Annotated in this window: 20 protein-coding genes and 1 tRNA gene; 9 read left to right on the top strand and 12 right to left on the bottom strand. The window is 64.2% G+C overall.

Annotated features, from left to right (window positions below):
- Both BM190_RS20870 and BM190_RS20865 read left to right on the top strand, forming a co-directional pair.
- The gene (locus BM190_RS20870; protein WP_177237188.1) at positions 1-2,004 is read left to right on the top strand and encodes an acetyl/propionyl/methylcrotonyl-CoA carboxylase subunit alpha; all 2,004 of its coding nucleotides are present in this window, start codon (positions 1-3) and stop codon (positions 2,002-2,004) included.
- A 1-nt stretch (position 2,005) separates the two neighbouring features.
- The gene (locus BM190_RS20865; RefSeq protein ID WP_092258385.1) at positions 2,006-2,917 is read left to right on the top strand and encodes a hydroxymethylglutaryl-CoA lyase; all 912 of its coding nucleotides are present in this window, start codon (positions 2,006-2,008) and stop codon (positions 2,915-2,917) included.
- Between the two features lie 168 nt (positions 2,918-3,085).
- On the opposite strand, the gene BM190_RS20860 is transcribed toward BM190_RS20865, so the two are convergent.
- The 4 genes from BM190_RS20860 to BM190_RS20845 form a co-directional block, all read right to left on the bottom strand.
- Complete coding sequence (locus BM190_RS20860) at positions 3,086-4,012, bottom strand: dihydrodipicolinate synthase family protein (protein ID WP_028144741.1); 927 nt, start codon at positions 4,010-4,012, stop codon at positions 3,086-3,088.
- A 74-nt stretch (positions 4,013-4,086) separates the two neighbouring features.
- Complete coding sequence (locus BM190_RS20855) at positions 4,087-5,070, bottom strand: TRAP transporter substrate-binding protein (RefSeq protein ID WP_092258382.1); 984 nt, start codon at positions 5,068-5,070, stop codon at positions 4,087-4,089.
- Between the two features lie 24 nt (positions 5,071-5,094).
- Complete coding sequence (locus BM190_RS20850; protein WP_028144739.1) at positions 5,095-6,360, bottom strand: TRAP transporter large permease; 1,266 nt, start codon at positions 6,358-6,360, stop codon at positions 5,095-5,097.
- A complete protein-coding gene (locus BM190_RS20845; RefSeq protein ID WP_177237187.1) occupies positions 6,360-6,983 on the bottom strand; it encodes a TRAP transporter small permease in 624 nt (207 codons plus the stop codon). Before BM190_RS20845 ends, BM190_RS20850 begins: the two co-directional genes overlap by 1 nt.
- A 216-nt stretch (positions 6,984-7,199) precedes the next feature.
- Here BM190_RS20845 and BM190_RS20840 point away from each other — a divergent pair, with 216 nt between their 5' ends.
- Positions 7,200-7,892, top strand: coding sequence for a GntR family transcriptional regulator (locus BM190_RS20840; RefSeq protein ID WP_092258379.1), 693 nt, complete (start codon positions 7,200-7,202; stop codon positions 7,890-7,892).
- Positions 7,893-7,997: 105 nt separating this feature from the next.
- On the opposite strand, the gene BM190_RS20835 is transcribed toward BM190_RS20840, so the two are convergent.
- From BM190_RS20835 to BM190_RS20825, 3 genes are read right to left on the bottom strand one after another with little or no spacing between them, the layout of a single operon-like run.
- A complete protein-coding gene (locus BM190_RS20835) occupies positions 7,998-9,356 on the bottom strand; it encodes a TRAP transporter large permease (protein ID WP_018323135.1) in 1,359 nt (452 codons plus the stop codon).
- Positions 9,353-9,907 carry a TRAP transporter small permease gene (locus tag BM190_RS20830; RefSeq protein ID WP_092258376.1) on the bottom strand — a complete coding sequence of 185 codons (555 nt, stop codon included), beginning with the start codon at positions 9,905-9,907 and terminating at the stop codon, positions 9,353-9,355. The genes BM190_RS20835 and BM190_RS20830 overlap by 4 nt, the downstream gene beginning before the upstream one ends.
- Complete coding sequence (locus tag BM190_RS20825; RefSeq protein ID WP_018323137.1) at positions 9,904-10,926, bottom strand: TRAP transporter substrate-binding protein; 1,023 nt, start codon at positions 10,924-10,926, stop codon at positions 9,904-9,906. The genes BM190_RS20830 and BM190_RS20825 overlap by 4 nt, the downstream gene beginning before the upstream one ends.
- A 336-nt stretch (positions 10,927-11,262) precedes the next feature.
- Between BM190_RS20825 and BM190_RS20820 the strand changes: the two genes are divergently transcribed.
- Positions 11,263-11,508, top strand: a complete 246-nt coding sequence (locus BM190_RS20820) for a pentapeptide MXKDX repeat protein (RefSeq protein WP_018323138.1) — start codon at positions 11,263-11,265, stop codon at positions 11,506-11,508.
- Between the two features lie 109 nt (positions 11,509-11,617).
- Here BM190_RS20820 and BM190_RS20815 read toward each other — a convergent pair whose 3' ends face one another.
- A complete protein-coding gene (locus BM190_RS20815) occupies positions 11,618-11,965 on the bottom strand; it encodes a DUF6481 family protein (protein WP_018323139.1) in 348 nt (115 codons plus the stop codon).
- Between the two features lie 265 nt (positions 11,966-12,230).
- On the opposite strand from BM190_RS20815, the gene BM190_RS20810 reads away from it, so the two are divergent.
- The 3 genes from BM190_RS20810 to BM190_RS20800 all read left to right on the top strand — a co-directional run bounded on the left by BM190_RS20810 (position 12,231) and on the right by BM190_RS20800 (position 13,735).
- The gene (locus BM190_RS20810) at positions 12,231-12,467 is read left to right on the top strand and encodes a hypothetical protein (protein WP_026202882.1); all 237 of its coding nucleotides are present in this window, start codon (positions 12,231-12,233) and stop codon (positions 12,465-12,467) included.
- A gap of 79 nt (positions 12,468-12,546) precedes the next feature.
- A complete protein-coding gene (locus BM190_RS20805) occupies positions 12,547-12,765 on the top strand; it encodes a hypothetical protein (RefSeq protein WP_092258373.1) in 219 nt (72 codons plus the stop codon).
- Between the two features lie 175 nt (positions 12,766-12,940).
- On the top strand, positions 12,941-13,735 hold the full coding sequence (locus BM190_RS20800) for a hypothetical protein (protein WP_092258370.1): 795 nt from the start codon (positions 12,941-12,943) through the stop codon (positions 13,733-13,735).
- Between the two features lie 454 nt (positions 13,736-14,189).
- Here BM190_RS20800 and BM190_RS40560 read toward each other — a convergent pair whose 3' ends face one another.
- Positions 14,190-14,348 (bottom strand): hypothetical protein, encoded by a 159-nt coding sequence (locus tag BM190_RS40560; protein WP_018323143.1) that lies wholly within the window; start codon positions 14,346-14,348, stop codon positions 14,190-14,192.
- A gap of 699 nt (positions 14,349-15,047) precedes the next feature.
- Between BM190_RS40560 and BM190_RS20785 the strand changes: the two genes are divergently transcribed.
- The gene (locus tag BM190_RS20785) at positions 15,048-15,266 is read left to right on the top strand and encodes a hypothetical protein (RefSeq protein WP_018323145.1); all 219 of its coding nucleotides are present in this window, start codon (positions 15,048-15,050) and stop codon (positions 15,264-15,266) included.
- 140 nt (positions 15,267-15,406) lie between these two features.
- Here the strand turns inward: BM190_RS20785 and BM190_RS20780 are convergent, their stop codons facing one another.
- Complete coding sequence (locus BM190_RS20780) at positions 15,407-15,634, bottom strand: DUF2171 domain-containing protein (RefSeq protein ID WP_018323146.1); 228 nt, start codon at positions 15,632-15,634, stop codon at positions 15,407-15,409.
- A gap of 116 nt (positions 15,635-15,750) precedes the next feature.
- On the opposite strand from BM190_RS20780, the gene BM190_RS20775 reads away from it, so the two are divergent.
- Positions 15,751-17,037, top strand: a complete 1,287-nt coding sequence (locus tag BM190_RS20775) for a hypothetical protein (protein WP_092258368.1) — start codon at positions 15,751-15,753, stop codon at positions 17,035-17,037.
- Positions 17,038-17,070: 33 nt separating this feature from the next.
- On the opposite strand, the gene BM190_RS20770 is transcribed toward BM190_RS20775, so the two are convergent.
- Together BM190_RS20770 and BM190_RS20765 are read right to left on the bottom strand one after the other, a co-directional pair.
- Complete coding sequence (locus BM190_RS20770) at positions 17,071-17,298, bottom strand: hypothetical protein (protein WP_244550686.1); 228 nt, start codon at positions 17,296-17,298, stop codon at positions 17,071-17,073.
- Between the two features lie 141 nt (positions 17,299-17,439).
- Positions 17,440-17,516, bottom strand: a tRNA-Arg gene (locus BM190_RS20765).
- Positions 17,517-17,652: the final 136 nt, after the last annotated feature.

The raw sequence follows: 17,652 nt of genomic DNA, 5'->3' as shown, positions 1-17,652 counted from the left end.
ATGGACCGCTCAAAGCTCTACCGCCGTTTTCGCACCCTCCTGATCGCCAACCGCGGCGAGATCGCCTGCCGCGTCATCCGCACCGCACGCGCCATGGGCCTGCGCACGGTCGCGGTCTATTCCGAGGCCGATCGCGATGCGATGCATGTCGCGCTCGCCGACGAGGCCGTGCTGCTCGGGCCGGCGCGGGCCCGCGACAGCTATCTCAATGTCGAGCGGCTGATCGAGGCCGCGCGCAAGACCGGCGCCGAGGCCGTGCATCCCGGCTACGGCTTCCTGTCGGAGAATGCCGAATTCGCACGGGCCTGCTTCGATGCAGGGCTGGTGTTCGTCGGCCCGACCGCCGGGATGATGACGGCGATGGGCTCGAAGTCCGGCTCGAAAGAGCTGATGGAGAAGGCCGGCGTGCCGCTGGTGCCGGGCTATCACGGCGAGGCCCAGGACGAGGCGACGCTTTCGAAGGCGGCCGACAAGATCGGCTTTCCCATCCTGGTGAAGGCCTCCGCCGGCGGCGGCGGCCGCGGCATGCGGATCGTGCGCTCGGCCGATGAGCTTGCGCCCGCGATCGTCAGCGCCAAGCGAGAGGCCAAGGCCGCGTTCGGCGACGACCGCATGCTGATCGAGAAATATGTCGACAATCCCCGGCATATCGAGGTGCAGATCATCGGCGACAGCCACGGCAATCTGCTCTCGCTGTTCGAGCGCGAATGCACGTTGCAGCGCCGGCACCAGAAGGTGATCGAGGAGGCGCCGTCGCCGACGCTCAATCCAGCGCAGCGCGAGGCGGTTTGTGCCGCCGCGCGAAAGGCCGCAGGCGCGGTGAACTATGTCGGTGCCGGCACCATCGAGTTCGTCTCCGACGGCAAGGACGTTTTCTTCATCGAGATGAACACGCGTCTGCAGGTCGAGCATCCCGTGACCGAGCTGATATCAGGCGTCGACCTCGTCGAATGGCAGCTGCGCGTCGCCTTCGGCGAGGCGCTGCCGTTGAAGCAGGACGAGATCAAGCTCAACGGCCACGCGGTCGAGGCGCGCGTCTACGCGGAGAATCCGACCAAGAACTTCATGCCGTCGGTCGGCAGGATCTCGACCTGGCGGCTGCCCGCCGAGACCGGTGGCCTGCGCATCGACGCCGGCTACCGCGAGGGCGATAGCGTCTCGCCGTATTACGACGCCATGCTCGCAAAGATGATCGCATGGGCGCCAACGCGGGACGTTGCGATCGAGCGCCTGAACCGCGGGCTGGAAGAGTCCGACGTCCGCGGCATCGTCACCAACATCCCGTTCCTGTCGGCGCTGATGACGCATCCGAAGGTACGGACGAATGCGATCGACACCGGCTTCATCGAGCGTGAGCTGGCGGTGCTGACACAGGCCGCGCCGGCGCCGGGTGAGCTCGAGCTGTGCGCCGCGGTGGCCGCTATTATCAGCGACGAACGACAGGCGGCGCAGGCGGAGGCGAATTCGCCCTGGCGGACCTTTGGCTGGCAGCCGGTCGGCCGCCGCCAGCGCAGCTTTGCCTTTCGTGTCGGGCACGGGCCCGAGCAGAAGATCGTGCTGAACTACGGCAGCGGTCCGTCGACGCTGATCATCGGCGAACGCGAATTGGCATTTGCGATCGCGCCGCGCGACGGCGGCTTCGACCTGACGCTTGACGGCGTCAAATCGTCGGTCGCCGCGGTCGTCGCCGGCCATGAGCTTTACCTGCGCACGCGCAACGGCCGCTTCGACCTGCATTGGGTCGATCCGTTCGGCGGCGAGAGCGAGGAGCATATCGGCGAGGACAAGATCGCGGCGCCGCTGCCGGGCACCGTCGTCGCCGTGCTGGCCGAGGAGGGGGCCAAGCTCGAGAAGGGCGCGCCGATCCTGACGCTGGAAGTGATGAAGATGGAGCAGACGCTGCGCGCGCCCTATGCCGGCGTCTTGAAGTCCATCAAGTGCAAGGTCGGCGACATCGTGCAGGAGGGCGTCGAGCTCGCGGTGGTCGAACCTGCGGGAGAGTGACATGAGCGACCCCGTCCGCATCATCGAAATGGGGCCGCGCGACGGCCTCCAGAACGAGAAGACGCCCGTCAGCGTCGAAGCCCGTATCGCCTTCGTCGAGGCGCTGGTCGCGGCCGGGCTCGATACGGTCGAGGTCGGGGCGTTCGTCTCGCCCAAGGCGATCCCGCAAATGGCGAGCTCGGATGCCGTGCTGCGCGGCGTGAACCACATCAAGGGCGCCGAATTCCACGTGCTGGTGCCCAACGAGAAGGGCTATGACGCAGCGCGCGCCGCGGGCGCGAGAGTGGTCTCGGTGTTCGCCGCGGCCTCCGAGGGATTTTCTCGCGCCAACATCAATTGCACCGTTGCGGAGTCCATCGATCGGTTCAAGCCGGTGCTGGCTCGTGCCAAGGCTGATGGCGTCAAGGTGCGCGGCTATATCTCCTGCGTGCTCGGCTGTCCGTTCGACGGTGAAATCAAACCGAAGGCCGTCGCGGATCTCGCCAAGACGCTGTGGGATCTCGGCTGCTACGAGGTCTCCCTCGGCGACACCATCGGCGTCGGCACGCCTGAAAAGGCCAAGGCGATGCTGCGCGCGGTTGCCGCCAACATTCCCGCCGCCAATCTCGCAATGCATTTCCACGACACCTACGGACAGGCGCTCGCCAATCTCTATGCCGGCCTGGAGGAGGGCGTCCGCGTCATCGACGCTGCCGCCGGCGGCCTCGGCGGCTGCCCCTACGCGCCGGGAGCGACCGGCAATGTCGCGACCGAGGACGTCGTCTACATGCTCGAGGGCATGGGCGTCAGGACCGGCATCGACATGGACAAGCTGCTGGCCGCGACGAACGAGATGAGCCGCGTGCTGGGCAAGCCGCCGGTGAGCCGGGTGGCGTCCGCGCTGAATGCGAAGAAGAAGCGGGCGGCTTCGTAGGTCTTCGCCATTGTAAGCGCAGGTGCCGTAGGGTGGGCAAAGGCGCCTAGCGCCGTGCCCACCATCTTTTTATGATCGAGACAGGTGGTGGGCACGCTTCCGCCTTCGCTCTTCGAGCTACGGCGGACAAGTCGCTTTGCCCACCCTACTAGACTACGGGACCTGCTTTCACGCAGCCTTCAGACCCACATCCGGCAGGCGCGGCCGGCTCTTCAGCGCCTTGGCCATCATGGCCTCGACCTCGGCCTTCTCCTGCGGCAGCAGCGCGAGGCGCGGCGGGCGGGTCAGCGCGGTGCCGCGGCCCATGATGTGCTCGCACAGCTTGATGCACTGGACGAGGTCGGGGCGCGCATCGAGATGCAGCAGCGGCATGAACCATTCGTAGATCGGCATAGCCTCAGCGAGGCGGCCGGCCTTGGCCAAACGGAACAGCGTCTCGCCTTCGCGCGGGAAGGCGTTCGACATGCCGGAGACCCAGCCCACGGCGCCCATGGCGATGCTCTCGACGATGACGTCGTCGAGGCCTGCGAACAGCACGAAGCGGTCACCCACCATGTTCCTGGTGTCGATGAAGCGCCGCGTGTCTCCGGACGAATCCTTGAAGCAGACCACGGTCTCGACGTCGGCGAGCGTGGCGAGAATGTCCGGGGTGACGTCGTTCTTGTAGATCGGCGGATTGTTGTAGAGCATCACGGGCAGGTCGGTCGCGGAGGCGACGGCGCGGAAATGCGCCGCGGTCTCGTGCGGCTTGGACGAATAGACCAGGGCCGGCATCACCATCACGCCGTCGATGCCGACGCGCGCGGCTTCCTTCGCCGTCTCGACCGCAAACGCCGTGGTAAATTCGGCGATGCCGCACAATACGGGCACGCGGCCGGCGGCGACCGACTTCGCCGTCTCCATGATCGCGACCTTCTCCTTGCGCTCCAGCGAGGTGTTCTCGCCGACCGAGCCGCAGACGATCAGGCCCGAGACGCCGTCGCGGATCAACCCATCCATCACTTTCGCGGTTGCATCGATGTCGAGCGAGAGATCGTCGTGGAATTGGGTGGTGACGGCCGGGAAGACGCCTTCCCAGGAAACGCGGCGGCTCATTGATTTGACTCCAGGTAAGATTGCCGGCGGGGGGCTGGATCCGCCGGGCGCGGTGAAGAGGATGGCGGGTGCGATCAGAGCGTCGCGCCGACCTTGCGCAGCTCGGCGAGAACCGGTGCCTTGGGCAGCCAGATCTTGTCGAATTCGGCGATGACGGCCTCGGTGTCGCCCGCCGGGACCTGGCGGATTGGGATCGGCGCGTTCTTGAAATTCTCGATCAGCGCGGGCTCGTTGCCGGCGAGTTCGTCGATCTGCGCATCCAGAGTCGCCTTGACAGTCTTGGCGATCAGCTCGCGGTCGGCAGCGGGGAGCGACTGCCAGACCCGGCCGGAAACGACGGCCGCCATCGGCATGAAGACGGCATTCATCTGCAGGATCACCTTGGAGACCTTGTCGAAGCGTTGGTTCCAGGAGAATTCGAGATCGGCCTCGAGGCCGTCGACCTGGCCGTTGGCCATCGCGTCGAACACCTGCGGCGTCGGGATCGGTGTCGGCGCTGCGCCGAGGGACGAATAGAAATCACGATAGACCGGCGTCGGGTTGATGCGCAGCTTCATGCCCTTGATGTCGGCGAGCGTCGTCAAATCCTTCGACGAGAACACCGCGCGCATGCCGGTGATGCCCCAGCCGAGGCCGATGGTGCCGGTCTCCTGCGGCAGCACCTCGAACAGCTTCACTGCCGCCGGATGCCGCACGAATTTCGCCACCGCCGGCGTCGAGCGCACGATGTAGGGCGCGTTGATCGCGGCGATGTGCGGCACGCGCGAGCCGAGCTCGGCGGCCTGGATGAAGCCCATGTCGAGCGCGCCGGATTGCAATTGCTGCATCATCGCGGGCTCGTTGCCGAGCTGGCCGGAGTGGAACACGGTCAGTGTCAGGCGGCCGTTGGTTGCGGCCTTGAGATCGTCACCGAATTTTAGCGCGGCCTTGTTCCAGGAATGGCCGTTCGGAGTGATCAGGCCGAGGCGGAATTCCTTGGCCTGGGCGAGCGCCAGCGACGGTGCGAACACCGATGCGGCGGCACTGGTGGCGAGAAAGCGGCGGCGTGTAAGCGGCATGGTCGGGCTTCCTTTTGAACGGGCCTATTTGATGAGGATCAGCGAGAGCGACGGATAGAGCGAGAGCAGCACCAGCAGGACGCAGGAGATGACGAAGAAGGGCAGCGTCACCATGAACATCTTGCCGGGCTTGGCGCCGGTGACGGCGGCCGCGACGAAAAAGCAGAGCCCGACCGGCGGCGACAGCAGGCCGAGCACGAGATTGATCACCACCACGACGCCGAAATGCCGGGGATCGATGTGATAGACCTCGGTCGCAACAGGCAGCAGGATTGGCACCGTCATGATCAGGCCGGGAATGCCGTCGATGACAGTGCCGATCACAAGCAGGATGACGTTGCAGATCAGCATGAAGCTGACCGGGTCTTTGGCGGCCGTCTGGATCCAGGCAGCCGTCTCCTGCGGCACCTTGCCGAAGATCAGGACCCAGGAGAACACCGCGGCGGCCGCGACCAGGAACAGCACGATCGCCGAATAGATCGCGCTGCGCAGCATCATCTGCGGCAGCTGCGAGAACTCGAACTCCCTGGTCCAGTATTTTCCGACGAGTGCGGCGGCCACAGCGCCGACCGCGGCGGATTCCGTCGCATTGGCGAGACCGCTCAGAATCGTGCCGACGATGACGACCGGGATCAGCAGCGTCGGCGACGTCCGCAGGATCGTCATGACGCGCTGGCGCGGCGTCTGATAATCCGCGCGCGGATAATTGTAGACATAGCCCATCAGGGCAATGACGAGGCAGAACATCACGGTGAGGATGACGCCCGGCACGATGCCTGCGATCAGCATGTCGCTGACCGAGACCTGCGCGAGCACGCTGTAGACCACGAACATCACCGAGGGCGGGATGATGGGGCCGAGCATGCCGCCATAAGCGGTCAGCCCCGCCGCAAACGTCTTGTCGTAACCCTTCTTCTCCATCTCCGGCACCATGATCTGGGCCATGATCGCGACCTGCGCGGTCGCCGATCCCAGGATCGAGGAGATGAACATATTGGCGAGGATGTTGACGTAGGCGAGCCCGCCTTTGAGCGAGCCGACGAAGGCCATCGCCATGTCGACGATGCGCCGTGTGATGCCGCCGCCATTCATGATCTCGCCGATCAGGATGAAGAGGGGAATCGCGATCAGGCCGTAGCTGTCGACGCCGCCGAACAGCTGCAGCGGATAGGACTGGAACAGCACGGGATTGCCGGATGCCGCAATGTAGACGAGGCCGGCGAGGCACAGGCAGAGGCCGATCGGCACGCCGACCAGCATGAAAACCATAAAGGCCGCCGACGTGATCATCAGTTGACCCCGTCGAGCTCGGAGAGCTGGAAGCCCTTTGGCGGCATGCGCGGCACCAGCCCGAGATCTTCCAGCAAATTGGCGAGGCCGTGAACGGTCATCGACACCGCGAAGATCGGCAGCGTCAGGTAGAGCACCCAGGTCGGCCAGTTCAGCGTCTGGGTGTGCTCGGTGTAGAGGAAGTTGAAGGTTTCGGCCGCGAGCTTGCGCCCGTCGAAGCCGGCGCGGGCAAGGCCGATCGGATCCATCCAGAGCACGCAGGTGACGATCAGGGCGGCGCCGAACACCACGACGAGGCCAGTCGAGATCACCTTTGCGATCTTCTGGTGTCGCGCCGAAAGACGCTCCGTCAGCATGGTGACCGCGAAGTCGAGCCGCAGCCGCGTCATCGCGGAGGCGCCGATGAAGGTCAGCCAGACCACGCAATAAACAGCGGATTCATCGATCCAGTAGATCGGAAAGCGCGCGTAGCGGGTGACGACGTTCACCAGGATCAGGCCGGTCAGCACGTACATCAGGCCCATCAGCGCCAGGCGCTCCACGGCGAGCAGGGCGCTGGAGGCGCGAATGACCATCCGTCGAACGCTGAACGCGCGGCTGGCCGGGATCGTCTGCTCGATCATGAAAGAGGCCCCACACCCCGAAAATTGTCGTGCTATCGACAAATGTATAATTTATACAATTTGGGTGTCAAACGGAGATTGCGGTCATTTCTGCGGCAGGCCGCGCTTTTGCTGGGCACGCTGCTTTGTGGGACGCCCGGCTTTTGCTGGAGCGCCCGACATGCAAGAGAGAGACCGCTTCGGCCGGACGAGTCGGGAAGGACAACAGAAGGTCAGATGAAACAGCCTCTGAAGCATCGCACCCTGTCGGCCGCGATCGTCGACCAGCTCAGGCAGGCGATCCTCGACGGTACTTATCGGGCCGGATCACAGTTGCGGCAGGATGCGCTTGGCGAGGCCTATGGCGTCAGCCGCATTCCTGTCCGCGAGGCGCTATTCCAGCTCGAGGCTGAAGGCCTGGTGCGGATCGTGCCGCAGAAGGGCGCCATCGTCTCGGAGCTGTCGCTGGACGAGATCAACGACGTGTTCGATCTGCGCTGCATCCTGGAGCCGCGGCTGCTGGCGCAGTCGGCGCCGCGTTTCAGCGCTGACGATTTCGACGGGCTCGACGACATCCACAAGCGCTTCGAGAAGGCGATCAAGGCGAAGAACGTCAGTGAATGGGGACAGCTCAACGCCGACTTCCACATGGCGCTTTACGTTCACGCTCCGCAGCCGCGCACGCGGGCGATCGTGCTGTCGCTGCTCCAGACCAGCGACCGCTACACTCGGCTGCAGCTCTCCAACACCAAAGCGATGGGGACGGCCGAAAAGGAGCACGCCCATATGATCGCGCTCTGCCGCGCACAGAAGGTCGAGGAAGCCTGCCGCTTCCTGGAGCGGCACATCGAAGCCGTGCGCAAGGATCTATTGCAGGTGGTGGCCGGCAGCGTGGTCGCGCCGAAGGTGCGACGGAAAGAGCAGTCGTAGGGTAGGCAAAGGCGCGTAGCGCCGTGCCCACCATCTCTCCGTGACCGCAATCGCGAATGGTGGGCACGCTTCGCTTTGCCCACCCTACGGCCGCCGTGATTGCCGTTACCTGCTCCCGTCCGGCCCCATCACCAGATCCGGCAGCCCGGTCGAAATCGCCGGAAAGAAGCACAGCAGCAGCACTGCCAGCATCATCAGCAGCACGAACGGCAGCGTGCCCCAGATTACCTCGCGCAGGGGAATGTCCGGTGCGACGTTGCGGATGACGAAGATGTTGAGGCCGACCGGCGGGTGGATCAGCCCCATCTCCATCACGATGGTCATCACCACGCCGAACCAGATGATATCGAAATTCGCGGCACGCAGCGGTGGCAGAATGATCGGCGCCGTCATCAGGATGATCGAGACCGGCGGCAGGAAGAAGCCGAGCACGACGACCATGACGAGGATCGCGAACAGCAGCTCCCAGCGCGGCAGGTGCATCGCGACGATGGATTCGGCGACCGATTGCGAGATGTGCAGATAGCTCATCACGTAGGAATAAAGCAGCGACATGCCGATGATCATCATCAGCATGGTCGATTCCCGGATCGTCGACTTCATGATGGGCGCAAGGTCGCTCGGCCGCCACACGCTGTAGATCGCAGCGATGAGCGCCAGCGCCAGCAGGCCGCCGAGGCCGGCGGTCTCTGACGGCGTGGCGTAGCCGCCATAGAGCGCGATCATGACGCCGGTGAGCAGCAGCACGAATGGAATCACCCGCGGCAGCACGCTGAAGCGTTCGGCGAGCGTGTATTCGTCGCGGGCGAGGATCGCCGCTTCCGGGCCGCCGTTCTTGTAGATCGCTTCTGCGGCGGCGTATTCCTGACGGAAGCGGATCACGGCGTAGGCGCCGAACAGCGAGACCAGCAGCAGGCCCGGTCCGATGCCGGCGAGGAAGAGCCGTCCGAGCGATTTTTCGGCGGCGACCGCGAACAGGATCATGGTGATCGAAGGCGGCAGCAGGATGCCGAGCGTGCCGCCGGCAGCGATGATGCCTGCGGCAAAGCCGCCGGAATAGCCGCGCTTGCGCATCTCGGGGATGCCGGCCGAACCGATCGCCGAGCAAGTCGCAGGCGAGGAGCCCGCCATCGCCGCGAACAGCGCGCAGGCGAAAACGTTGGCGACGCCGAGCCCGCCGGGCACGCGATGCAGCCAGGCATGCAGGGCCGAATAGAGATCCTGGCCGGCGCGCGACTTGCCGATCGCGGCGCCCTTCAGGATGAAGAGCGGGATCGACAACAGCGTGATCGAGGCCATTTCCTCGTAGACGTTTTGCGTCACCGTATCGAGGGACGCCGCCGGCATGTAGATGCCCATGAACACGACCGCGACCGCGCCGAGCGCGAACGCAATGGGCATGCCCGAGAACATCACGAGCAGCGTCGCAACGCCGTAGGCAACGCCGATACCGAACACGCTCATGAACGCTTGGCTCCGGTAAACGGCAGCGCAAGCTGCACGAGGATCTGGATGCAGAGCAGGCTCATGCCGAACGCCATCAGCGAATAGGGAATGGCGAGCGGCGGCGACCACATCGAGTTGGAGACCTGGCCGTCGACATAGGCCTCATGGGCCAGCGTCCAGGACTTCCAGGTGAAGAAGGCGCAGAACAGGAACGTGAAGGCGTCGACCAGCCAGAGCCTGATCCGGTTCGCGAGCGGCGAGAGCAGGCCGACAAAGGCCTCGATGCCGATATGGCCGCGGTTCTGCTGCACATAGGCGGCCGTCATGAAGGTCGCGCCGACCAGCAGGAACACGGCGGCCTCGTCCTGCCAGTAATTGGCGGCCTTGAACAAGGCGCGGCTGAGCACGCTGTAGCTCAGGATGGCGCAGGCCGCGACCAGTGCGATCGCGGCGAACACGACGATGATGCTGTTGAGGATGGCAAGACCGCGATCGATCGCCGCCGCAAGGCCGGTCCCTGCGGCAGCGATGGTTTGATCGTCACGATCCGGAAGCGGACCATGGCTCATGCGGCGACGTCGATGGCGAGCTTGAGCAGGTTCGCCGAGGTCGCGGTCTTGGCGCTGTAGTCCTTCCAGGCGGTGTCGCGGGCGATGTCACGCCACTTGCCGACGGTCGCGGCGTCGAGCACCGAGACCTTGGCGCCGGCCTTCTCGTAGACCTTGGCGACCTCGACGTCGTCGTCCTGCGCGCCCTTGCGGCCGAATGCCTCGAGCTCGGTGCCGACCGCGAGCAGGATGTCCTGCTGGTTCTTCGGCAGCTTGTCGAAGATCGCCTTCGACATCATCAGCGGCTCGAGCATGAACCAGTAGGAGGCACCCGCGCCCGAGGTCAGGGACTTTGCGACCTCTTCCAGACGGAACGAGATCAGGCTGGTCGAGGAGGTGATGCCGGCATCGCAGGCGCCGGTCTGCATCGCCGCGTAGATTTCGTTCGAGGGCACCGACAGCACCGAGGCGCCGGCGGTCTGCAGCACCATGTCCATCTCGCGCGAGCCGCCGCGTACCTTCAGGCCCTTGGCATCTTCCGGCGCGACGATCGGCTTGGAGCGGCTGGCGACGCCGCCGGCCTGCCACACCCAGGAGAGCAGGATGATGCCCTTGTCGGCGAGGAAGTCGGTCAGCGCCTTGCCGACCGGCTCCTTCTTCCAGCGCAGGCCCTGGTCGTAGGTGGTCACGAGGCCGGGCATCAGGCCGATATTGGTCTCCGGCAGCTCGCCGCCGGCGTAGGGCATCGGATAGAGGCTGATGTCGAGCGCGCCCTTGCGCATCGCGGAGAACTGCGCGTTGGTCTTGATCAGCGAAGAGTTCGGATAGATCTCGGCGGCGATGTCGCCGTTGCTGCGCTTAGCGACTTCAGCAGCGAACATACGGCAAAGCCGGTCCCGGAAATCACCCTTGTCGATGGTGCCGCCCGGGAACTGGTGCGAGATCTTCAGCGTGGTCGCGGCCTGCGCGGTGCCGGTGCCGAAGCGGAGAATGGCGGGTGCGGCGACCGCGGTCGCGAGCAGATGGCGGCGCGTGAGCATGGTGTGATCCCTCTGAGCGTTTCTTCGAACGGTTCTTGTTGGCGTGATTTGGGCGGGTCATCTGACCGGCACGTAGGCCCATCCTAGCCGGTCTTTCACCCGATATTCTCTCATCTGATAGTTCGAGACCGAATGCCGCGGCAAGGGGGTGGTGACCGTGCTGCGCTGCACACATCCGCTTTCCACCGCAGGCCCCGGCCTGCCTAGAACGGCGGATCGCAGCAGGCTCGTCAAAAATTTATCTCGCGGCGAGGTAACAATGCGGGGCGTCCATCCGTCGAGATTGAATAGCGGCGTCCGTCGCTGACAAACACCATCTCGAAGGAAAGATGATCCATGACCATTCGCACCCGTATCGTGCTCGGCGTCTCCGCTGCCGCTCTCTCGCTCGGCCTCGCGCTCGCGCCGGCCGCCTTTGCTCAGGACAAGATGGGCAAGGATGACGGCATGATGAAAAAGGACACGATGTCCAAGGACGGCATGATGAAGAAGGACACCATGTCCAAGGACGACGGCATGAAGAAGGATCACATGTCGAAGGACGGGATGAAGAAGGACGACGGGATGATGAAGAAGAACTGATCTTCGACTGTCGTCCGCAGCAGACGGACGTGCGTCGAAAACCCAGGGGCGGTCACGTCGACCGCCCCGGAATAGTCAGTTCAACTTCAGTTGAACGCGACCGGGAATGCTACTTGCGCTTGGCCTTGCGGGCGGCGTAGCGGGCGTCGCGCTTGGCCTTCTGCTCGGCCTCGATTTCAGCCTGCTTGGCGATCGCTTCCTCCGCCTCGCGGGCGATCCGGGCTGCCTCTGCCGCTGCGGCCTCTTCCGCGATACGCTTCTGCTCGGCCTTTTCGGCCTCGCGCGCTGCCTTTGTCTCGGCGCGCTTGGCCGCGAGGGCCTCGCGCTCGGCGCGTCGTGCCGCGACCGCCGGATCGTCGTGACCGGGCTGCGACTTGAATTTGTTCAAAAGATTTTTGCGTGCTTCCTGCGCCGCCTTTTGTCGGTCGGAGAAGCCTGGTTCCCTGAATCCACTCATCGAACGAACCTTGTCTTCCTCACTTTCAGCCCTACATCACTGCGTGTTGGTACGTCGGCTGGGCATAGCGGGCGCCACGCGACGCAGAAGCGTGTACATCGGCGCGCGTCGCGAAGCCACCCATAATCGCAGCCGATCAGGTAGACGAAAAATCGCCGCCCCGACGATCTCGTAGCCCGGAAAAACTGCCGAATTGTGATGTCCCTCATAAGGGAGCACGCGGGCGACGCCTAGCGTCCGCCCCGATACGAGACGGAGCACGGGCATGACGTTCTTCCGCTTCCACCAAAAGGCGCTCGCAATCGCCTTGGCCCTGATAGCCGTTGCCGGCGCGGCGCTGCTGCTCGCTCGTCCGCAGCCCATCGAGAGTGCCGTCCTGGGTGCCGACTGGGAATGCACCCAGACCGCGTTCGTGCTCACGACCTGTGCACCGCGGCTCCAACAGGCGATCCCGGCGGTCGAAACCTCGCGCAAGGATGCGATCCGGGCGACCCGAGGCTGAACCCGACGAACTGGGCTGATCGGGATGTGACGGGACGTCGCAGAGGTGGTAAGCCGGCACGCCCGCGCGGTAGGTAGCCATGTCCACGTCCAAGCTTGAGTCCAAGCCCGAACGGGGCGAAAAGCCGAAATCCCAACCCGGTGATAACCGCCGTGGCGCGATCGCCGGCTTGATCATCGCGATCCTGATCCTCGGTGTCGGCTGGTGGCTCGCGCGGGACCTCACCGCGGCCAGCAAGATGCAGGACTGCCTGATGTCCGGGCGGAGCAATTGCAACGTGATCGAGCCGGCCCGCTAGAAGCGGTCCAGCACGGCCCGTCGAGCCGAAAAAATGCCGTGATCTTAACCATTTGTAACGCGACATAGCTGACCAAAGCAGGTCAGCTATGTCAGCCGGCATCAAGCCGAGCGCGATCCGAATCGTCTATCGCGCCAGGCACCACGGCATTCGAGAGAGTAGGGGTCAAGCACGCATGAGTGCGTCCAGCCGCATGAAGATCATCATTTCCCTGGTTTCGGCCACGTCGTTGCTCGCGCTTTCGGCACAGGCCCAGGACGCCGGGCCGTCGTCGAGGGACGCAAGGCTACCAAGGGACGCCGGCCAGCCTCCGGCCCGCCCGGGCGCAGGGGCACCGCCTCCGGACGGTCAGAACATGCGCAGGGGCCCGGCGCCGCAGCAGGCGGCCCGACCCGCGCCGCAGCCCGGTGGCCAGCCTCATGCTGGTCCCGGTCCGCATGGCGCCGGCGGTCCGCCGCCAGGACGCCATGTCGCCCGTGGTCCCGCTCCGACGCGCGACTGGGGCGGACAGGCCTATCGTGGCAATCGCTCCTGGGACGGTGGGCGCTGGCGCCACGAAGTCCACAACGGCCGCTCCGGCTGGTGGTGGGACGTTGGCGGCGTCTGGTATTATTATCCGCAGCGGATGGCCGGTCCGCCCGCCTACATCTCCGAGGAGTATTACGACGACGTGCCGGTGGCCTATGCCCCGCCGCCGCCTCCGGTCGCCTATGCACCGCCACCTCCGCCGCCGCCGGCTGATCCCGGCGCGAGCGCGCTTGGCGGCGCCATCGTCGGCGGCGTGCTGGGCGGACTGATCTCGGGTAACGCCACAGGGGCTGCCGCGGGCGCGGTTCTCGGCGGCGCGACCGGAGCCATCGCCGGTGCCACCGCCGCCTCTCAGCCCGGCTACTACTGGGCGCAGGGCAATTGCTACTACCGCTATCCGGACGGGCAGTACGTGGCGACCGATCCGCGGGCGTGCCGCTAAGGCAGAGGTCGCATCCTGACCTGAAAGAGGCGGGCGAAAGCCCGCCTCTTTTGTTCTGGTGCCGTCAACCGATTGTCTCGATGCGTATGTCGGCGCGACATTCGGCGGCGCACAACAATTGCCTCAAAATAGCACTGGCTCCCGGTGCCGCTTCACGCGATTCTCAAAAGAAAAAACGTTGGGAAAACGATTCGCGGGGACGTGGGACATGCTGGATGCAATCCAGATCAGCCTGGCGCTTTGGGCCATGATCGTTTGCGGCGGGATCAAGCTGGGGCAGGTGGTGCACTGCCTGTTCTAAAGCGCGATGAGATTTGGATGAATCGTCATCGCTCTTTCGGTTGTTGTTTGCGCATGCTCTTTCCGGAAAACCGCTTCGCACGTTTCCGGATCATGCTTTAGCGCACGATCGCTGCCGCGAGCCTTGCTCGCCAGCGCGACGGATCGGCCTGCGTCACACGAGCCAGTTGAAGAACGCAATCGCGCCCCAGACCAGGCCGGCGATCCAGGCCAGCATCACGATGCCGATGGTCCCGAGATAGGCGATGCCGAGCAGGTCGGTCCTTTGTCGTTGCGTCGGGACGTTGGCCGGAGCTGCTGCTTCTTGTGTCATGACGGGAAATACCATCGATGCCTTCGCGGGCTGCTGGAGCGTCGAGATATGGTCTAACCGAGATGCAGGTCGCTGACTGTGACACAATTCACAGATCGCCTGGATGAAAGCCCAGCCAAATGGCTTCGCAATCGGCGCATGCATGCAGTGAAGCAGTCGTGCCGGCCGTTTGCCTCAGTCCGGCAGACGCGACGTTACCCCGCAATCATACGGACGAAATTGCCATGGGCTTGTCCAGATGGCCGGCTAGAGTCGGTCTCATGTGTACCAAGTACGACCCACAGCACGAAGCGGAGGCCGCGATGAAGCGGGCCGCGGCATCGGAAGGCGCCGATCGGCAACGGCTGATCCAGTTGGCGCTGGCCTGGCACGAGCTGGCCCGCGAGCGGCGCGACGAGCGGGCGGACTGAAGGCAAACGCAGGGGAATTTCGCGTCAGACGATGACGGGCCGAGCCCGGCCGATAGGTTGATCTGCATGAGAAAGCCCCGTGCTCGGGGGACAAGCACGGGGCTCTTCAAAGCCGACCGGGGCTGGCAGGTCGGCACCACCTGATTTCAAGCCATCCAACGTCCAGGTCGTGATCTCGTTCCACGCCGCTGCTCATTTTGTTGTGCTCTGCTTGATACGCCTGGCGTTGCGCGGGGCAACGCCTCGCTCACGCTCAGGAACCTCCGTTCCCCGCGGACGTTGGCCGTCCATGACCGACCCTGAGTTACGCGCACAGTCCTTCGACATTGCCTGGAAATATCTCGACCGATCCGGCCTGCTCACAGGCGAACACGAGGACTCCGCTCGCTTCATCTTGAACCGGATCGATCGGTTGATGCTGCGAGGAGAGCGCCGCAGGCTGTTGTTGTCGAACGCTGCGATCGACGCGTACCTGCTGCGGCCGACGCTCGTGCCCATGGCTACGTGATCGATGGCTACGTGATCGATCCGACGAAACGCGATGTTAAGAAAAGCGCAGCGCCGATTTTGCGATTACGATTCGTGCTTTTGGAACGAAGCGGAGTCGGATCGTGAACAAACAAAAAGCCCCCCGAAGGGGCTCAATGTTCAGGCGGCTTCCGTCTTCGGCACGGCGTCGGCATTCATTGAGAGCTTGACGACATCGCCTTCGACGGCACCCACATATTTCGTGTCGATGTAGTGATGATGGTCCTTGTGACCTTCCGGGCTGTCCTTCCGCGTCAGCTTGATGCGATTGCCCTCGACGCGGTCGACCGTGCCGACATGTGCGCCGTCCTTGCCGATGATCTTCATGTGCTCTCTGATCTCAGACATGTTGTCCTCCTTGCACCGTCTCAACGGCCAGGATGGACGTTCGTTGCAGCGGGCGCGCGTTGGACCCAAGGCGATTTCCGTACGTTGTCATCCGATCGGATCTGCCCAAGACGCGCATGGAGACCATTCAGGCCTATCTCGAACGGAAGCACTGGGAACTCGGGCTGTTGAATGACTGCCTGAGGCATCGGCTCGATTTGACGCGTCCGCGATCGGTCGACGAGGTCGTCAGGTCCAAATTCCAGATCACTGCGGCGCTCAGGGCAGAGCACGAGCTGCACGAGTGGAAGGCAACGGAAACAGCCTGGTCGCACACCGCCGATCCCGTCAGCGGGCCCTTCAAGTTCAGTTACGATTACCAGCGTGCCGATCTTACGGTGCGCGGTCCTTCCTTCTATGAGCTCGACGGCGGCTGCATGAGCGCGGCGATCTATACTGCCTCAGGCATGGCTGCGATCTCCGCCGTGCTGCTCGCCTCCGCACAAATCGTCGAGAAGGCCGATTTGCTGGTGCTTCCCGGCTCCTATGGCGAGACACTGGAGCTGATCCGGGGTCTTGTTCCTCATCTGCGGCTCGTCGCTTTGAGTCTGCCGCTGAGCGATGCGTTTGCTTCGGCGAATTCCCCGAAAATTCTTCTGTTGGATTCCTGCTCCCGCGCCGGCGCTTTTGAGGCGGCGATCCGAAGCGACGGCTCGGGTCTCGATCTCGTGATTTTCGATACGACATGCTTCGCGGGCAGCTCGGGCCGGGTCCGGCGCGTCCTGAGCTGGGCCCGACGATACGGAACTCCACTGGTGCTGGTGCGAAGTCACAACAAGCTCGATTCGCTCGGGGCGGAATATGGCCGCCTCGGCTCGGCGGTTTTCGTGCAGGGGGATGAGGACCGGCAGCGGGCGGAGCGGCCTGAATGGACACGTCTTGCAGCCGAAACCCGCAACGCGGTGCGGCTTCTCGGCGGCGCGGCGTTGCCGGCGCACTTCCCGCCCTTTGTCGGCAGCGCGGTCTACTGGGCCCTCACGAAGCGGCGTGTTGCGGCGATCCTGCGCAACGGCCGAAGCATGGGCCGCCATTTTGCTGCAAAGCTCCCGGCGCTCTCGGCCGAGCTCCATTTCGCCCACGGTCTCTACGTCACCTTGCGGGGCAGGCGTCCTCTTGACGAGGCGAGCGCGCGGCAGGCCGCCGAGGACATGAGCAACGAACTGCGCGCCGAGGGCCTCCCGATTCGCCATGCCGGCAGCTTCGGTTTCGACTTTGCTGCGACCGAGTGGTTTCACGACGCGACCACGGACCAATATAGTGTGCGGGTGGCGGTCTCGGATTTGCCGACGGAGGTCTGGGGCGATCTCACCTCAGCGATTGCGTGCTGGTGGCAGATTCGTCAGTCGACAGGTGGCGGAGGATGAATCTCGTCGCTTGCGCGGACGAGGGCGCCTCGATCAGTCGATCGCCAGGCAATGCTCCAGGGCCGGCTTTTCGTTGTTGTCGCGGCTGGGACGCGCCCACTCCTGAACGGCGAAGGCAAGGTGATGCTGGCCCATTCCAGCGCCAATGATCGATGCCTGAGCTACCTTGATGGGCCTTGTGACCACACTGGTGTTCACCACGCCTGCGTCGATTGCCAGATACGACATCGCGACGATCGCCACCGCAGATGCGATAGCCATTCTCGTCCATTCAGTAGGAAGCATCGGAGTCCTTAACGCGGGCGCAATTCGCCCGGCGCATACATAGGGCTGATCTGCGCCGTTCAAAGGCCGGCGTATGGTTACCCACGCGTTCGTGAAGGGCGGTGGATTTAATGAGACTGGCGATCCCAGCAGGACTCGAACCTGCAACCCGCGGAGTAGAAATCCGCTACTCTATCCAGTTGAGCTATGGGACCGTCGCTACGCCAGCCTCCGTTGGGAGGCCGGCTGGTTCATCTACCATGCCAAATATGAAAAATATCGTCTTTCGCCAAGTCTGAACCGAACCCTTTTCCTCAGAGCCGCGACAAAGCGAGACGGTGGCATGTCAGG

The sequence above is a fragment of the Bradyrhizobium sp. Rc3b genome, assembly GCF_900114915.1.
Taxonomy (GTDB): Bacteria; Pseudomonadota; Alphaproteobacteria; order Rhizobiales; family Xanthobacteraceae; genus Bradyrhizobium.
The sequence above is the reverse complement of the archived record's forward strand: the minus strand, read 5'-3'. Positions and strand labels throughout refer to the sequence as shown.

What these genes read in the sequence shown, in the direction of transcription:
- BM190_RS20870 (WP_177237188.1), top strand. Translation starts at nt 1, where the DNA reads ATGGACCGCTCAAAGCTCTACCGCCGTTTTCGCACCCTCCTGATCGCC.
- BM190_RS20865 (WP_092258385.1), top strand. Translation starts at nt 2,006, where the DNA reads ATGAGCGACCCCGTCCGCATCATCGAAATGGGGCCGCGCGACGGCCTC.
- BM190_RS20860 (WP_028144741.1), bottom strand. Translation starts at nt 4,012, where the DNA reads ATGAGCCGCCGCGTTTCCTGGGAAGGCGTCTTCCCGGCCGTCACCACC.
- BM190_RS20855 (WP_092258382.1), bottom strand. Translation starts at nt 5,070, where the DNA reads ATGCCGCTTACACGCCGCCGCTTTCTCGCCACCAGTGCCGCCGCATCG.
- BM190_RS20850 (WP_028144739.1), bottom strand. Translation starts at nt 6,360, where the DNA reads ATGATCACGTCGGCGGCCTTTATGGTTTTCATGCTGGTCGGCGTGCCG.
- BM190_RS20845 (WP_177237187.1), bottom strand. Translation starts at nt 6,983, where the DNA reads ATGATCGAGCAGACGATCCCGGCCAGCCGCGCGTTCAGCGTTCGACGG.
- BM190_RS20840 (WP_092258379.1), top strand. Translation starts at nt 7,200, where the DNA reads ATGAAACAGCCTCTGAAGCATCGCACCCTGTCGGCCGCGATCGTCGAC.
- BM190_RS20835 (WP_018323135.1), bottom strand. Translation starts at nt 9,356, where the DNA reads ATGAGCGTGTTCGGTATCGGCGTTGCCTACGGCGTTGCGACGCTGCTC.
- BM190_RS20830 (WP_092258376.1), bottom strand. Translation starts at nt 9,907, where the DNA reads ATGAGCCATGGTCCGCTTCCGGATCGTGACGATCAAACCATCGCTGCC.
- BM190_RS20825 (WP_018323137.1), bottom strand. Translation starts at nt 10,926, where the DNA reads ATGCTCACGCGCCGCCATCTGCTCGCGACCGCGGTCGCCGCACCCGCC.
- BM190_RS20820 (WP_018323138.1), top strand. Translation starts at nt 11,263, where the DNA reads ATGACCATTCGCACCCGTATCGTGCTCGGCGTCTCCGCTGCCGCTCTC.
- BM190_RS20815 (WP_018323139.1), bottom strand. Translation starts at nt 11,965, where the DNA reads ATGAGTGGATTCAGGGAACCAGGCTTCTCCGACCGACAAAAGGCGGCG.
- BM190_RS20810 (WP_026202882.1), top strand. Translation starts at nt 12,231, where the DNA reads ATGACGTTCTTCCGCTTCCACCAAAAGGCGCTCGCAATCGCCTTGGCC.
- BM190_RS20805 (WP_092258373.1), top strand. Translation starts at nt 12,547, where the DNA reads ATGTCCACGTCCAAGCTTGAGTCCAAGCCCGAACGGGGCGAAAAGCCG.
- BM190_RS20800 (WP_092258370.1), top strand. Translation starts at nt 12,941, where the DNA reads ATGAGTGCGTCCAGCCGCATGAAGATCATCATTTCCCTGGTTTCGGCC.
- BM190_RS40560 (WP_018323143.1), bottom strand. Translation starts at nt 14,348, where the DNA reads ATGACACAAGAAGCAGCAGCTCCGGCCAACGTCCCGACGCAACGACAA.
- BM190_RS20785 (WP_018323145.1), top strand. Translation starts at nt 15,048, where the DNA reads ATGACCGACCCTGAGTTACGCGCACAGTCCTTCGACATTGCCTGGAAA.
- BM190_RS20780 (WP_018323146.1), bottom strand. Translation starts at nt 15,634, where the DNA reads ATGTCTGAGATCAGAGAGCACATGAAGATCATCGGCAAGGACGGCGCA.
- BM190_RS20775 (WP_092258368.1), top strand. Translation starts at nt 15,751, where the DNA reads ATGGAGACCATTCAGGCCTATCTCGAACGGAAGCACTGGGAACTCGGG.
- BM190_RS20770 (WP_244550686.1), bottom strand. Translation starts at nt 17,298, where the DNA reads ATGGCTATCGCATCTGCGGTGGCGATCGTCGCGATGTCGTATCTGGCA.